Genomic DNA, 14,720 nt, shown 5'->3' with positions numbered 1-14,720 from the left:
CGGGGCGAGGGCCGATTGCGGCGGTGCAGTAACCTTCGGGGCATGTCTAGCATCATCTCCCGGGAAGAACTACGCGCGCTGCCGATGGTCCAGCAGCCCACGTACCCGGACCAGGCAGCCCTGGACAAGACCATCGACGCGCTGGAGTCCCTGCCCCCGCTGGTGTTCGCCGGCGAGTGCGACGACCTGCGCCACAAGATGGCCGACGTGGCCGAGGGCAAGGCCTTCCTGCTGCAGGGCGGGGACTGCGCGGAGACGTTCGACGCCGTCACCGCGCAGAACATCAAGTCCAAGCTGCTGGTGCAGCTGTCCATGGCCGTGGTCATGACCTACGCCGCGCAGGTCCCCGTCGTCAAGGTGGGGCGCATCGCCGGGCAGTACGCCAAGCCGCGCTCCAACGACCTCGAGACCCGCGGCGGCGTGTCGCTGCCCGCCTACCGCGGCGACGCCATCAACGGCTTCGACTTCACCCCGGAGGACCGCGCCCACGACCCCGCGCGCCTCCTGCAGGTCTACAACTCCTCCGCCGCGACCCTCAACCTGGTGCGCGCCTTCGTCAAGGGCGGCTTCGCCGACCTCCGCGGCGTCCACACCTGGAACGGCCAGTTCGTCCGCGATTCCGAGGTGGAGGCCGAGTACGAGGAACTCGCCTCGGAGATCGACCGGGCGCTGGCGTTCATGGTGGCCTGCGGCGTCCACGACTCGGCCCTCGACACCGTGGACTTCTACGCCTCCCACGAGGCCCTCCTGCTGGAGTACGAGCGCGCGCTCACCCGCGTCGACTCCCGCTCCCAGGAGCTCTACACCTGCTCCGGCCACATGCTGTGGATCGGCGAGCGCACCCGGCAGCTCGACGGCGCCCACGTCGAGCTGCTGCGCCGCGTGCAGAACCCGCTGGGCATCAAGCTCGGCCCCACCACCACCGCCGAGCAGGCCATCGCGCTCGCGGACCGGTTGGACCCGAACCGCATCCCCGGCCGCATCACCTTCATCACCCGCATGGGCGCCAAGAAGGTGCGCGACGTGCTGCCGGGCGTCATCGCCGGCGTCGAGGCCACCGGCCGCAAGGTGGCCTGGGTGTGCGACCCCATGCACGGCAACACGTTCGAGGCCGCCAACGGCTACAAGACGCGTTCCTTCACCGACGTCGTCGACGAGGTGCACGGCTTCTTCGACGTCCACGAGCAGCTCGGCACCTGGCCCGGGGGGCTGCACGTCGAGCTCACCGGCGACGACGTCACCGAATGCGTCGGCGGCGTGATGAACCTCGTGGAGGACGACCTCTCCAGCCGCTACGAGACGGTGTGCGATCCCCGGCTCAACCGCAACCAGTCACTCGAACTGGCCTTCACCGTCGCCAAGCGCCTGCGCTCCGGGCGCCTCGGGCGGGTGAACCCGGTCCAGGAGTACAAGGCCAAGGACCTGTGATCGACCTCCGCTCAGACACCGTCACCCGGCCCAGCGCCGGCATGCTGGCCGCCATGGCCGAGGCCCCCGTCGGCGACGACGTCTACGGCGAGGACCCGACCGTGCTCGCCCTGGAGGCGCACGTCGCGGGGCTGTTCGGCAAGGAGGCGGCGCTGTTCTGCGCCACCGGGAGCCTGTCCAACCTGCTCGGCATCTGGCTGCACACCGAACCCGGCCGCGAGGTGCTGTGCGACGCGCACGCGCACATCGCCCGCGCCGAGATGGGCGCCCACGGCGCGCTGCACGGCGTGACGATGCGCACCTGGGTCTCGTCGTCGGGGCGGTTGGTGGCAGGCGACGCCCTCAGCCTGGTGGCGGTCAACTGCCGCCCGTACCTGGTGGAGACCGCCTGCCTCGAGGTGGAGGACACCCACAACTTCGGCGGCGGCACCGTGCAGGACTACGCGGAGCTCGTGGCGCTGAGCGAGGGGGCGCGGGACCTGGGGGTCGCGACGCACCTCGACGGCGCGCGCCTGGCCAACGCGGTCGCGGTGACCGGCCGGCCGCTCACCGACTACGGGCGGTTGTTCGACACCGTCTCCCTCTGCCTCTCCAAGGGCCTCGGCGCCCCCGTCGGCTCCGTGCTCGTGGGCACGGCCGACGAGATGGCGCGGGCCCGCGTGCAGCGCAAGCGCCTGGGTGCCGGGTGGCGCCAGGCCGGGGTGCTGGCCGCCGCCGGCCTGTACGCGCTGGAACACAACCTGGACCGGATCGTCGAGGATCACCGGGCCGCGTCGACGCTCGCGTCGGCCATCAACGAGGCGTGCCCGGGGGCGGTGGACGAGGCGTCGGTGCAGACCAACATCGTGATGATCCCGGCCGACGGGGCCCCCGGTGTCGCGGCGGGGCTGGCCGAACGGGGCGTGCGGGTCAGCGTGCTGGGGCCGTCGTCGCTGCGGGCGGTCACCCACATGGACGTGACGGAACAGGAGTGTCGCGAGGCGGGGGCCGTCATCGGCGCCGCCCTGGCGTCGCCCTCCGCCTGATCCCACTTCCTCTCGGGTGACGCGTGTGGGTTTGGCTCGGGCTGGGTATGGGTTTGAGCCGATGGATGGGTTCGTGGAGACCCTCCCGCGTGAGGTGAGCGTGGCCTGCTCCGCGAACCCATCCATCGGCTCAACCCCACCCCCCAGCCGGGGCAGCGCCCCAAGCCGCCCCGGCTCAGGCGTCGTAGGCCAGTTCAGCGATGGGGCGCGGCCAGGCGCCCAGTTGGCGCCACACGTGGTCCGGGACGCGGGCGAAGAAGCCGTGCAGGAAGCGCGAGGCCGCGTCGATGTCCTCCGGATACCAGGACCCGCCACCCCCGACGAGGATCCGGTCACCCGCGACGGCGAACTTCGGCGCACCGCAGCCCATCAGGTACTCCATCTGCCGCTGGTGGATCACGTCCGAGGCGAACCGTGGCGCCGAGGAGCGCACCTTGTAGCGGCGGTTGAACTCCTCCCACTCGAACTTCTGCGCCGCCCCGAACAGCTCCCAGTTCACCGACAACGCGTGGAACGGGAACGTGGTGCGGAATTCGCACAACTCCTCGCTGTGGTGGCGGGTCTCCGTGCGCGTGCGGCCCTCGGAGTCCGTGCGCGTGTGGGTGGTCTCCCACTCGTGGCGCAGGCGGAGGAACGGGAGGCCGTCGTTGTCGGAGTAGATGATGTCGTGCGCCTCGTGCCTCCGGCCGCCGCCGGTGTGGTCGAGCAGCGCCAGGTAGCTGTCGTCGCGCGGCACGTAGGTCCACCCCGGGCGCTGGTAGAAACTCAGCGACGGCGGGGCGGCCGGGCCCACGAAGGTCGCGGCGGGGGAGGCCAGCAGGCGAGAGCGGAGTGCGGCGAGCTGCTCGACGGCGGCCGCCAGCTCCTCGGCCGGCTTCGGCGCGTCGACCAGCACGAGGCGGTCGTGGTCCACCGTGACGCGGAACGGCCCCTGGAGCGGCGTCGCGGCGGCCTCGACGAGGGCCTGCGCGTAGCCGGCGTCTCCCGCGGCGGCGGTGAGATCGCCCAGCACCATCGTCTGGCCGGGGATGCTGAGCGTGGGCGCGGCGGTGCGGAAGATCTCGGCGGGCTGGAGGGGGCGTGGCAGGGGCATGGTGACGACGTAGCCGTCGGACCTCCACTGCGAGCACTTGTAGCGGAACGCGGAGAACCCGGTGCCGTCCGAGGCGCGGCCGAGGATCTGGTCGTCCACCGAGCGCTGGAACCCCATCCCGAACGGGGGCACGTTGAGGCCGTAGACGATCCCGATCGACGGTGAGGTCACGAACGTCCAGCCGCGCTCGCGGAGCTGCTTCACGTACTGGTGGCGGTGGATCCCCCACGCGGCGAACCCGAGGGCGGCCAGCGCCGCGACGACGATGAGGATCCAGACGATCTCGGACATGGATACGAGTGTGACAGGCGCGGGGGTCGCGCCGGATCGGAGAGCGGTCGCTCGCCTGCCCGGGAGGAGCTGCAGGATGCTATCTATACAGCGGCTTCTGCGTATATGCGCAGAAGCCGCTGTATAGATAGCAGGGTGCAGGAGCGAGCATCGCTCAGCCGACGGAGGCGACCTCAGGTATCGCCGAACGGCGGGGCAGGACCGCCAGCAGGAGCGCGCCCAGCACCAGCGATCCTCCCGCCAGCATCGTCACCGTCAACGGCTCCACCCCGAGGCCGACGGCGAACACGGCCGCCCACAGCGGTTCGGTGCACATGATCACCGCGGCCGGCGTGGCGGGCACATGGCTCTGCCCCCAGCTCTGCAGCAACAACGCGACCGCGCCGCAGATGATCCCCAGGTACAGCAGCTGCGCCCACGTCACAGGGTCGGTGGGCAGCGGCTCGCGCAGCAGCGGCCACAGCGCCACGCTCACCGCGACACCCGCGCCCGCCTGCGCCACCGTCAGCTGCACCACGGTGTTGCGCGTCACCCGCCTGCCGAGCAGCACGATGTGGACGGCGTAGAGCACGGCGCTCAGCAGCGTGAGGGAGGCGCCGACGGCGAAGTTGGTCGACTCGCCGTCGTGACCCAGCGCGAGCACCGTGATCCCCGCGACCGTCAGCAGCACCGCCACCCACGTCGCCGCCGGCTGGCGCTGGCGCAGGAACACCGCCGAGATCAGCGCGGTGAAGATCACGTACGTGGCCGTGAGGAAGCCCGTGGTCGACGGCGCGATCAGCTGCAGCCCGAGCGTCTGCGTGGCGAGGCCCGCGAACAGCAGCAGCCCCAGGCCGGCGCCGACGGCGGCCTCCCGCAGCGGCATCCGCAGGCGGTGCGGGAACATCAGCGCCAGCGTCACGCCGGTGAGGAACAGGCGGATGGCCACCACCCCGAGCGGCGACATGGTCGCGAACGCGCTCTTCGTCACCACCACCGTCGATCCCCACGCGACGGCGGCCACCAGCAGCGCGGCGACGGGCAGCCAGGCGCCGCGGGGGGAGGTCACGCGGTCACGCTAGCGCAGTTCGGTCAGGCGACGTGGAGGATGACCTTGGTGCCGACCGGCACGGATGTGCCCTCGCCCGGGTCCGTGCCGGAGGCGATGTCCAGCGGGATCGGGAAGTCCGACGACCTCCGCACCTCCACCACCAGATCCAGGTCCGTCAGCAGCTTCGTCGCCTCGTCGGTGCTCTTCAGCCGCACCGACGGGATGGTCACCATCACCGGCCCCAGCGAGCGGGTGATCGTGATGGTGTCGCCCCGCTTGCCCGTGCCGGTCCTGGGGTCCTGCTTGATGATCCGCCCGGCCTCGACCGTCGCGGAGTTCTCCTCCTTGACGCTCACCTTGAAGCCGAGCTTCTCCAGCTCCTTGACGGCCTGATCCGACTTGTCGCCCGTGAGATCCGGGATCCTGATCGGCTCCGGACCCTTGGACACCGTCATGTCGATCACCGTGCCCGGCTTCAGCTGCGCGCCCACCTCCTGCGACGCCTTCAGCACCTCGCCGGCCGGCCGCGACTCGGACCACGCCTCCGTGACGGTGCCCACCGCCATCCGGCCCTCCACGATGGCCCGCTCGGCCGCCTCGCGGGTGGCGCCCACCACCTTGGGCATGGGGTACCGCTCCGGCCCGCGCGACATCACGACCGTCACGGTCGAGCCGCGCAGCAGCCGGTCGCCCGCCGTCGGATCCGTGCTGATCACCAGCCCGGCGGGGACGGTCTCGGAGTACTCCTCGAGGGTCTCGATCACCACCGCGTTGGCCTCGGCCGCCTCGCTGGCCTTCGCCTGGTTCAGGTTCGCCATCGCCGGCACGGTGGTGAACCGCCCCGCCATCCACCACCACGAGCCGACGCCCGCGCCCACGGTGAGCATGACGATGAGCAGCATCGCGATCACGCCGCGACGCCGCCGGTGCACCGGGTCGTGGGAGACGTGCAGCTGGGGGAAGACGGGGGTGCGCTGGCTGCGCGGGCCGGCGCCGGGATGCGGGCGCGGCGAGACCGGCGCGCGGTCCGGGTGGCCGGCCTGCGCGAGGGGCGGCCGACGTTTCCCGGCCGGGTTCGCCGTCGACGAGGCCGCGACCCCGGCGACCGACCCGCCCGATCCCGTCCCCGCGACACTCGCGCCCCGCCAGTCATCGCGCTCACGCCGCACGACGACGGTCTCGGGCGTGTGCGGCGACGACGGCCTGGGCCGCTCGGAGGTCCGCGGATACCCGGGGGAGGGCTCGTCCTCCGCGGGGCTGGCCGGCAGGATCGCCGCGGCCAGCGCCGGATTGTCCGAGCCGCCGGTGCGGGACAGCTCGTGCCGGATGCGCCGCACCGCCGTCAACAGTTCCCGCCCGTCGGCGATCCGGGCCCGTGGGTCGCGCGCCACGCACGCGAGCACCAGCGTGTCCACATAGTCCGGGATCTGCCACTCGGCAGCGTGCCCGATCTCGCTGAGCCGCTCCGACGGCTTCTCGATGTCCACGTTCACGTGCCGGTAGGCGATCTGGTAGTTGTTCTCGCCCGTGTGGGGCTTGCGGCCGGTGAGCATCTCGAACATCATCACGCCGGCGGAGTACACGTCGCTGCGGCCGTCGGGCCTCGAGTGCGTCACCAGCTCCGGCGGCAGGTAGCTGGCCGTGCCGACCAGGACGCCGGTGGCCGTCATCTGCGGGGAGCCCACCTGGCGGGCCAGCCCGAAGTCCGCCACCTTGATCTGCCCGCGGGCGGTGATCATCACGTTCTCGGGCTTGATGTCGCGGTGCACCACGCCGGCCTCGTGCGCGCAGGCCAGCGCGGCGGCCACCTGCTCGAAGATCTCCAACGCCCGGTCCGGCGGCAGCGGGGCCTCGCGGCTGATCACCCGGCGCAGCGTCTCGCCGTCGATGAACTCCATCACGATGTAGGGCTGGCCCTGCGAGCTGCCCTGGTCGAACACGCTGACTACGGCCGGGTGGCTGAGGACGGCGGCGGAGCGGGCCTCCCGGTCGAACTTGGCGGCGAACTCGTCGTCCTCGCCGAGGTCGCTTCGCATCACCTTGACTGCCACCGCGCGCGACAGGCGCAGGTCGCGCGCGCGATAGACCGTGGCCATGCCACCGCGCGCCACCTTCGCCACAATCTCGTAGCGGCCGTCGAGCACGTGACCGACCAACGGGTCGAAAGTGCTGTTCATACCACTCCATGCACGGTCGGGGAAGAGGCCGTACGAGCCCGTCTGGACCCCGAGTGTAGTGCCGGTGGCGCGCCGAGCCGGTGCCGACGCGGCGGCGAGTCGGTGAGGAACCCGGAACAACGTGCCCGCCGCGGGCTAGATTGGGTCACATGACCGCTCTCGTCGGACTCAAGACACGCCTGCGCATGGCCCGCCTCGCCCTCGTGATCCCGCCGGATCAGGCGGACGCCTCAGCCGCCGATTTCGCCGCCCACGGCGCGGACCTGCTGATCCTCAGCCGCGGCGGGCGCAGCGTCGACGAGGCCGCCGAGGTGCTCGACGTGGCCCGCCGTCGCCTCTTCGGGCTGCAGACCATCGTCGCCACGGATTCCGCCGACGTCGGCGAGGCGTGCAACGCCGACGTCGTGTTCTACCGCCGCCCCGGCTGGCGCCCGTTCGGGATCCGCCGCCCGCACGACTTCTCCCTGCTCGGCCGCTCCATCGACGGGCCGGAGGACGCGGACAAGATCGACGGGGACCCGTTCACGTTCGGCTTCGTCGGCCCCGCCGTCGTCGACGGACGGGTGAGCGACGAGGTGGCCGAGATGGCGCGGCAGTACCCGCCCATGTCGCTGCCCGCCGCGCCCGTCTGGTTCGCCGCGGGTGGCATCGAGATGGGCAACCTCGCCGAGGTGCTGGCCGCCGGCGCCCGCCGCGCGGTGGTGTCGACGGCGGTGTTCCGCGCCGCGGACCCGTTCGCGGCCACGCAGGAGCTGGCCGACGCCCTCAAGGCGGCGTGGCTCGTGGAACCCGGCGCCGAGCACTACGGCGACGACGCCTACCACGCCTGACGCCGTCGTCCCCTGCCCGGCTCCCAGACGACGGGGCGTTCCCCGCGCACGGCGGCCGTGACCCACCACGTCGCCTCGACCACCGCCATGCCGACCGCCCCCGCGACGAGGCCCACCGTCAGCGCCGCGGGGTTCGTCGTGTCCAGCACCAGCGCGTCGTGCCACACGGGGATGTAGAACATCAGGAAGTAGAACCCGTACGCGAACGCCACCAGCCCCAGCCGCCACCAGTAGTAGGGCCGCGCGACGGTGGCCAGCACCCACGTGGCCGTCATGATCAGCGCCACGAGCGTCGCCGTCGACGCCTGCTGCTGCACCGCGTCCGGCACCTCACCGAAGCCGCGGGTCATCACGTAGGTGACGGTGGCCACCGCGGTCACCGTGAGGCCACCGGGGACCGCGACCGTCAACGTCCTGCGCACGAAGCCGGGCCGGGCGCGCTCCCGGTTGGGGGCGAGGCTGAGCAGGAACGCCGGGATGCCGATGGTGAACCACCCCACCACCGTCATCTGCAGCGGCAGGAACGGGTTGGGCAGCCCCATGAGCCCGATCACCAGCGCCAGCCCCACGGCGTAGATGGTCTTGGTGAGGAACAGCTTGGCCACGCGCTCGATGTTGCCGATCACCCGCCGCCCCTCCGCGACGACGTGGGGGAGCGTGGCGAACCTGTCGTCGAGCAGCACGATCTGCGCCACCGCGCGCGTGGCGGGCGCGCCGGACCCCATCGCCACACCCAGGTCCGCGTCCTTGAGCGCCAGCACGTCGTTGACGCCGTCGCCGGTCATCGCCACCACCTGCCGGCGCTGCTGCAACGCCCGGACCATCTGCCGCTTCTGCTCCGGGACCACCCGGCCGAACACGTCGTTGGCCTCGACGGCGTCCGCCAGCTCCTCGGATCCGCCGGCGGGGAGTGAGCGGGCGTCGATCGGGTCGCCGATGTCCATGCCCAGCGAGCGCGTGACGGCGCCGACGGAGGCCGCGTTGTCGCCCGAGATCACCTTCACCCTCACGCCCTGGTCCTGGAAGTAGGCCAGCGTCTCCGCCGCGTCCGGGCGGATCAGCTGGTCCAGCACCACCAGCGCCAGGGGGGTGAGGTGCCCGGGGGCGTCATCGTCGTCCACCCGCGCCGCGCAGCTGCCCAGCATCAGCACGCGGCGCCCGGACGCGGCGATCGCGTCGGCTTGGGCGGCGACGGCGGGCCCGGCCAGCACGTCCGGCGCGCCCAGCACCCACGACTCGCCACTGCCGAAGCTCGCCCCGGACCACTTCCGGGCGGAGGTGAACGGCGCCCGGGCGATCACCGGCCACGGCTCGGCAGCGGGCCCGATGGCCGCGGCCACGGCCTGCATCGACGCGTTGGGCGCGGGATCCGCCGCCACCAGCTGCGCCAGCACCTCGCGGGCGCGGGCGTCGTCGCCGGCGAGGCACACGATCTCGCCGAGCGTCATCGCGTGCTGGGTGAGGGTGCCGGTCTTGTCCGCGCACACCACGCTCACCCGCGCCAGGCCCTCGATCGCGGGCAGCTCCTGCACCAGGCACTGCCGCCGGCCCAGCCGGATCACGCCCAGCGCGAACGCCATGGAGGTCAGCAGCACCAGCCCCTCCGGCACCATCGGCACCAGCGCCCCCACCATCCGCAGCGCCGACTCCTGCCACGTCGTGTCCGGCTGGTTGAACTGCACGTAGATGGTCAGCGCGCCCACGGGCACGAGCAGGAACGAGACGTACTTGAGAATCTGGTTGATGCCCTGGCGCAGCTCCGAGTGCACCAGCGTGAACTTCGCGGCCTGCGCGGTGATCTGCGCGGCGTAGGCGTCGGCGCCGATCTTCTGCGCGGTGTAGGCGCCGGACCCGGACACGACGAAGGCGCCCGAGAGCACCTCGTCGCCGGGGCTCTTGGCCACCGGGTCCGCCTCGCCGGTCAGCAGCGACTCGTCCACCTCCAGGTAGTCCGCCGCCACCACGGTGCCGTCCACCACGATCTGGTCCCCGGGGCGCACGACGATGAGGTCGTCGAGCACCACGTCGTCGCGGGCGATCTGGCGGCGTTCGCCGTCGCGCACCACGACGGGGTGCGCCTCGCCGACCACCGCCAGGTTGTCCAGCGTGCGCTTGGCGCGCAGCTCCTGCACGATGCCGATGACGGAGTTGGCGACGATGAGCAACGCGAACGCGCCCTGGCTCGGGCTGCCGGTACTGAGCACGATGACGAACAGCACCAACAGGATGCCGTTGACGCGGGTGAACACGTTGGCCCGCACGATGCCCCACGTGGTCCGGCCGGAGCGCGACGGCAGGGTGTTGACCTGGCCGGCCTCGACGCGGGCAGCGACGTCCGCGGCGGTCAGGCCGCTCAGTTCGGGGTCAGTGGACACGCTGCACGCTCCGCGCGGCGAGCTCGCCCAGCGCGGTGCGGCCGTCGTGGGTGAGGGTGGCCCGGTCCAGCACGGCCAGCGCACGGGTGAGGCTGTCGTCGATGACGGCCTCCACGTGGGCGCGGGCGCCCGAGGCGTCGATGAGCTGTCCGGCGCGGGTGACGTCGCCGTCGGTCAGGCCGGGCGCGCCCAGCAGGTCCCTGAGCTCAGCGGCGGCGTCGGGGGCGGAGTCCCTCAGCGCGGTCAGCACCAGCACGGTCCGCTTGCCCTCATGGATGTCGCCGCCGTAGGGCTTGCCGGTCACGGCCGCCTCGCCGTAGACGCCGAGCACGTCGTCGCGCAGCTGGAACGCGCGCCCGATGATGGAACCGAACTCGCCGAGCGCGTCGATGAGCGCGTCGTCGGCCCCGCCGAGCGCGGCCCCGATCTGCGCCGGGCGGCGGATGGAGTAGCTGGCCGACTTGTATTCCAGCACCCGCTGCGCCACCTCGAGCTCCTCGGCGACCGTGGACGCGCCGGTCACGCCGTACTGGGCCGCGACGTCGAGGTACTGGCCGGCGGTGACCTCCGCCCGCATGAGGCTGAGCAGGGGACGCGCGCGGTCGAGGTGGGGTGCGCCGGAGGCGTCGACCAGGTCCAGGCTCCACATGAGGAGGAGGTCGCCGAGCAGGATGGCCGACGACGTGCCGAACGCCTCGGCGCTGCCGCGGCCCTCCCGGGCCGCATGCAGCTGCTCGAACCGCTTGTGGGCGGCGGGAAGGCCGCGCCGGGTGTCGGCCGCGTCGATGAGGTCGTCGTGCACCAGGGCGCTGACGTGCAGCAGGTCCAGGGAGGAGGCCACCTTGAGGACGGCGGTGTCGTCGTCCGGCCGGCCAGCGGCCGCCACGGAGGCCCAGTAGCAGTAGGCGGGACGCAGCCGCTTGCCGCCGGCGGTTGCCTCGCGGGCCACGTCGAGCATCGCCTCGGCCCCGATGGCCCGCAGCATGGGCTCCTGCGCCGCCAGGTAACCGTCGATGGTTTCGCTGACCGCGGACAGGAGTGTCGCGGCGAGCGGAAAGGCGGGGTCCAGGGAGCGGCTCACGCATCGAGCGTAGTCGCCCGAACCCTATTGTTGCCCCATGCCTGTGACTGAATCGAGCCTGCGGACCGTGGGAGAGCTGTTCCGCTCAGCCCTGGGTCCCCTCTACTCGTTCGAGTTCTTCCCCCCCAGGTCCGAGGACGAGGAGCCCATCCTGTGGGCCGCCGTCGAGGCGCTGGCGCCGCTGGAGCCGTCGTTCGTGTCGGTGACCTACGGGGCGAACGGGTCGCGGCGGGACCGGACGATCAGCGCCACGCGCCGGATCGCGGCGTCTGGCGGGCCGCTGACCGTGGGGCACCTGACGTGCGTGGGGCAGTCCAAGGCGGACCTGTCGGCCGCGCTCGCGGAGTACCGCGAGGCGGGCGTGACCAACATTCTGGCCATCCGCGGCGACATGCCGGGCGGCGGCCCCTGGACCGCGCACCCCGACGGCCTGCCCAACGCCACGGAACTGGTGCGCTTCGTGAAGGCCGAGGGCGACTTCTGCGTGGGTGTCGCGGCGTTCGCGAACCCGCACGAGACCAGCAACGACCCGGACCTCGACGCCCGGATCCTCCTGGACAAGGTGGAGGCGGGGGCGGAGTTCGCCATCACGCAGCTGTTCTTCGAGGGGGAGCGCTACGGCGAGCTCGTGGAGCGGATGCGCGGCCTGGGCTGTGGGATCCCGATCATCCCGGGGATCATGCCGTTGACGGTGATCTCGCAGATCGAGCGGTTCGCTGCCTTGTCAGGCCGGGAGCTGCCGTCTGGTTTCGTCGCGGAGCTGCGGGCCTGCTCGTCGAAGGAGGAGGTCCGGGAGGTGGGCCTGGCCGCGGCGGTGCGCATGTGTCGCGGCCTGCTGGACGCGGGCGCCCCTGGGCTGCAGTTCTTCACGCAGAACCGCTCGAAGGCCACCCGCGAGGTCCTCGCCGAGCTGAAGCGCCAGGACTGACGCCCGTTCCCTGGGGAGCCGCCTCGCCTTTCGCGGGAGTCCATCCGCAGGGATCCGCAATTGGCCCGTCCAGTGGTGATATCTGGTCGGTCTGCCATCCATGGATCCCCACTGTGGAGCGCTCCTCGGGATGATCAGGCGAGGAGGGCCTGCCAGCGCGAGGTGCCGAGGTCCAGCGTCACCATCCGCTGCGTCGCCCGGGTCAGCGCGACGTACAGCACCCGCTCCGCGCCGGGCGCCTCCGCGACGATCGCGTCCGGCGCCACCACCACCACCCCGTCGTACTCCAGGCCCTTCGCCTGCAGCGCCGTCACCACGATGAGCCGGTTCTCGAACTCCCGCAGCCGCACGTCCTGCATCACCAGCCGCTGCACCTCCTGGGCGAGCGACGGCGGGCAGATCACGCCGATCGTGCCGCTGACCTGACCGGCCAGCTCCAGCAACTCCTCGCGCAGCGCCTCGTGAAGGCGCTCGGAGGTGGCGTGCGCCAGCCTCGGCTCCACGCCCGTCGAGCGCACCGCCTTCGGTAGCTCCGCGCCGGGGAACACCTTCGTGATCACCCGCGCCGCCAACGCGAACACCTCGCTGGGGGAGCGGTAGTTGGTGCTCAGCGTGAAGGTCCGGTTCGGGCCCCGACCCACAAGGTCCGCCAACGCTCGCGCCGTCTCCTCCTGATGGGGATAGGAACTCTGCGCCGGGTCCCCGACGATGGTCCACGACGACTGCGGCCCCCGTCGGCGCAGCATCCGCCACTGCATGGGCGTGACGTCCTGGCCCTCGTCGACGAGGATGTGCGCGTAGGTGGTCTGTGGGTCGTCGTCGAGATCCACCACACGTTCGAAGCGCAGCAGGTCCGCCGTGCTCAGCACCTCCGGCACGTCCCCGCCCTCGAGGAACACGTCCATCTCCGGCTCCGGGTCCTCCGGTGCGGCGCCCAGCACGTCGATCAGCTCGTCGAGCAGCGCGATGTCGGCCACCGACCAGCCGCGCACGATCTCCGGCCCCTCGTCGCTGCCGCCCACCCACGCGTAGGACCGCACCAGAGCCTCCCGCTCGGCGGGCGTCAGGTCGGGCGCCACCTGCTCCACGACCGCGGGCTCCGCCAGCCGCGACAGCACGCGCGTGGCGGTGAGCGTGGGCCACCAGGCGTTCATGAACATCGCCAGGCTGGGGTGCTCCCGGACGCGGTCCTCCAGCTCGGCGGGCTCGATGGGCACGTCGTCGGGGAACTTGCGCATCAGCGCCTGAGCCACCAGATCCGTGGCCTGCTTGCGGCCGCGGTTGAGCTTGGTGCCGGACAGGACCTGGTCCCGGATGCGGCCGAGCTCGGACTGGCCGAGCCCGAGCACCTCGCCCTTGACGGTCACCCGCACCCGCAGCGCCTCCGGGTGGTCGATCAACGGGGTGCGCACCAGCCGCCGCAGCACCGAGAGCATGCCGAGGCTGCCCTTGACGGTGGCCGCGGCGGCCTCGTCGACCCGCTCGCTGGTGAGGCCCAGCACGTCGCCGGCCACGCCGCCGATGGCCTTGAGGGTCACCGAGTCCTCCCCGAGGCTGGGCAGCACCCGCTCGATGTAGTTCATGAACACGTTCGACGGGCCCACCACGAGCACGCCGCCCTTCTCGAGGCGGGCGCGGTTGGTGTAGAGGAGGTAGGCGGCGCGGTGCAGCGCCACGACGGTCTTGCCGGTGCCGGGGCCGCCGGCGATCACGGTGACGCCCTGGTAGGGGGCGCGGATGGCCTCGTCCTGCTCGGCCTGGATGGTGGCGACGATGTCGCGCATCGTGCGGCCTCGGGCCCGGCTGAGCGACGCCATCAGCGCGCCCTCGCCGAAGATCGGCAGGTCCGACTCGACCGAGTCGTCGAGCAGGTCGTCCTCGAGGCCGATCACGCGGTCGTCGCGGCACCGGAGGACCCGACGGCGCACCACGTTCATCGGGTCCGCCTGCGTTGCGCGGTAGAACGGCTCGGCGGCGGGGGCGCGCCAGTCGATCACCAGCGGCTCGTACTCCTCGTCGCGCACGCCGATGCGGCCGATGTAGCGCGTCTCCTCGACGGCGAGGTCGATCCGGCCGAAGACCAGGCCCTCGTGCTCGGCGTCGAGGATGGCGAGGCGACGCGCCGCCTGGTAGGCGAAGGCGTCGCGCTCGAACAGCGCGGTGCCGTCCTCCTCGCGGAGGAAGTTGGTGCGGTCGGTGAGGAAGATCTCGCGTCCCTGTTGGGCCATGGACTTCGCCGTCGCGGTGGCGGTGGACAGGTTGGCGTAGACCTTGTCCACGTGCCCCTGTTCCAGGGCGATCTCTCGTTCGAGGTCAGCGCGCGATGTAGACAAATCAATGCATCCTCTGGGTGAGACAGACAGTCAAGCCTACTCGGTGCGCGAGGGTCGCGGCGACGGGTCCGCCTGGCTCCGCCGTCGGCGCTGCCTCGGGTCCTGACGCCTGGTTGATGGCCACAGACG

The 14,720-nt window shown here is 72.0% G+C and carries 10 protein-coding genes; 4 read left to right on the top strand and 6 right to left on the bottom strand.

Annotation, left to right across the window (positions count from 1 at the left end; translation table 11 throughout):
• Positions 1-42 precede the first annotated feature (42 nt).
• Together ACX1D0_RS06995 and ACX1D0_RS06990 are read left to right on the top strand one after the other, a co-directional pair.
• Entirely contained in the window at positions 43-1,428 is a 1,386-nt protein-coding gene (locus tag ACX1D0_RS06995) for a class II 3-deoxy-7-phosphoheptulonate synthase (protein ID WP_459020155.1), read from the top strand.
• Positions 1,425-2,453, top strand: coding sequence for a threonine aldolase family protein (locus ACX1D0_RS06990; protein WP_459020154.1), 1,029 nt, complete (start codon positions 1,425-1,427; stop codon positions 2,451-2,453). Before ACX1D0_RS06995 ends, ACX1D0_RS06990 begins: the two co-directional genes overlap by 4 nt.
• A gap of 175 nt (positions 2,454-2,628) precedes the next feature.
• Here the strand turns inward: ACX1D0_RS06990 and ACX1D0_RS06985 are convergent, their stop codons facing one another.
• From ACX1D0_RS06985 to pknB, 3 genes are all read right to left on the bottom strand, one after another.
• Positions 2,629-3,837: a hypothetical protein gene (locus ACX1D0_RS06985; protein ID WP_459020153.1), complete on the bottom strand. Its 1,209-nt coding sequence runs from the start codon at positions 3,835-3,837 to the stop codon at positions 2,629-2,631.
• A 154-nt stretch (positions 3,838-3,991) separates the two neighbouring features.
• Complete coding sequence (locus ACX1D0_RS06980) at positions 3,992-4,885, bottom strand: DMT family transporter (protein WP_459020152.1); 894 nt, start codon at positions 4,883-4,885, stop codon at positions 3,992-3,994.
• A 23-nt stretch (positions 4,886-4,908) separates the two neighbouring features.
• Entirely contained in the window at positions 4,909-7,044 is a 2,136-nt protein-coding gene (gene pknB, locus ACX1D0_RS06975) for a Stk1 family PASTA domain-containing Ser/Thr kinase (RefSeq protein ID WP_459020151.1), read from the bottom strand.
• A 149-nt stretch (positions 7,045-7,193) separates the two neighbouring features.
• Between pknB and ACX1D0_RS06970 the strand changes: the two genes are divergently transcribed.
• A complete protein-coding gene (locus ACX1D0_RS06970; protein ID WP_459020150.1) occupies positions 7,194-7,874 on the top strand; it encodes a thiamine phosphate synthase in 681 nt (226 codons plus the stop codon).
• Here ACX1D0_RS06970 and ACX1D0_RS06965 read toward each other — a convergent pair.
• Together ACX1D0_RS06965 and ACX1D0_RS06960 are read right to left on the bottom strand one after the other, a co-directional pair.
• Complete coding sequence (locus tag ACX1D0_RS06965) at positions 7,862-10,249, bottom strand: HAD-IC family P-type ATPase (RefSeq protein WP_459020149.1); 2,388 nt, start codon at positions 10,247-10,249, stop codon at positions 7,862-7,864. The two genes, ACX1D0_RS06970 and ACX1D0_RS06965, sit on opposite strands and share 13 nt — an antisense overlap.
• Positions 10,239-11,330: a polyprenyl synthetase family protein gene (locus ACX1D0_RS06960; RefSeq protein WP_459020148.1), complete on the bottom strand. Its 1,092-nt coding sequence runs from the start codon at positions 11,328-11,330 to the stop codon at positions 10,239-10,241. Before ACX1D0_RS06960 ends, ACX1D0_RS06965 begins: the two co-directional genes overlap by 11 nt.
• A 37-nt stretch (positions 11,331-11,367) precedes the next feature.
• Here ACX1D0_RS06960 and ACX1D0_RS06955 point away from each other — a divergent pair, with 37 nt between their 5' ends.
• Positions 11,368-12,258, top strand: coding sequence for a methylenetetrahydrofolate reductase (locus tag ACX1D0_RS06955; RefSeq protein ID WP_459020147.1), 891 nt, complete (start codon positions 11,368-11,370; stop codon positions 12,256-12,258).
• Between the two features lie 134 nt (positions 12,259-12,392).
• Here the strand turns inward: ACX1D0_RS06955 and ACX1D0_RS06950 are convergent, their stop codons facing one another.
• On the bottom strand, positions 12,393-14,591 hold the full coding sequence (locus ACX1D0_RS06950; RefSeq protein ID WP_459020146.1) for a HelD family protein: 2,199 nt from the start codon (positions 14,589-14,591) through the stop codon (positions 12,393-12,395).
• Between the last annotated feature and the right edge of the window lie 129 nt (positions 14,592-14,720).

This window comes from Tessaracoccus pujii (genome assembly GCF_054483895.1).
Note: the sequence above shows the minus strand (reverse complement) of the source record. Positions and strands in the feature narration are given on the sequence as shown.

Bases quoted from the DNA above. Each gene is read 5' to 3' on its own strand.
- ACX1D0_RS06995 (WP_459020155.1), top strand. From the start codon at position 43: ATGTCTAGCATCATCTCCCGGGAAGAACTACGCGCGCTGCCGATGGTC.
- ACX1D0_RS06985 (WP_459020153.1), bottom strand. From the start codon at position 3,837: ATGTCCGAGATCGTCTGGATCCTCATCGTCGTCGCGGCGCTGGCCGCC.
- pknB (WP_459020151.1), bottom strand. From the start codon at position 7,044: ATGAACAGCACTTTCGACCCGTTGGTCGGTCACGTGCTCGACGGCCGC.
- ACX1D0_RS06970 (WP_459020150.1), top strand. From the start codon at position 7,194: ATGACCGCTCTCGTCGGACTCAAGACACGCCTGCGCATGGCCCGCCTC.
- ACX1D0_RS06955 (WP_459020147.1), top strand. From the start codon at position 11,368: ATGCCTGTGACTGAATCGAGCCTGCGGACCGTGGGAGAGCTGTTCCGC.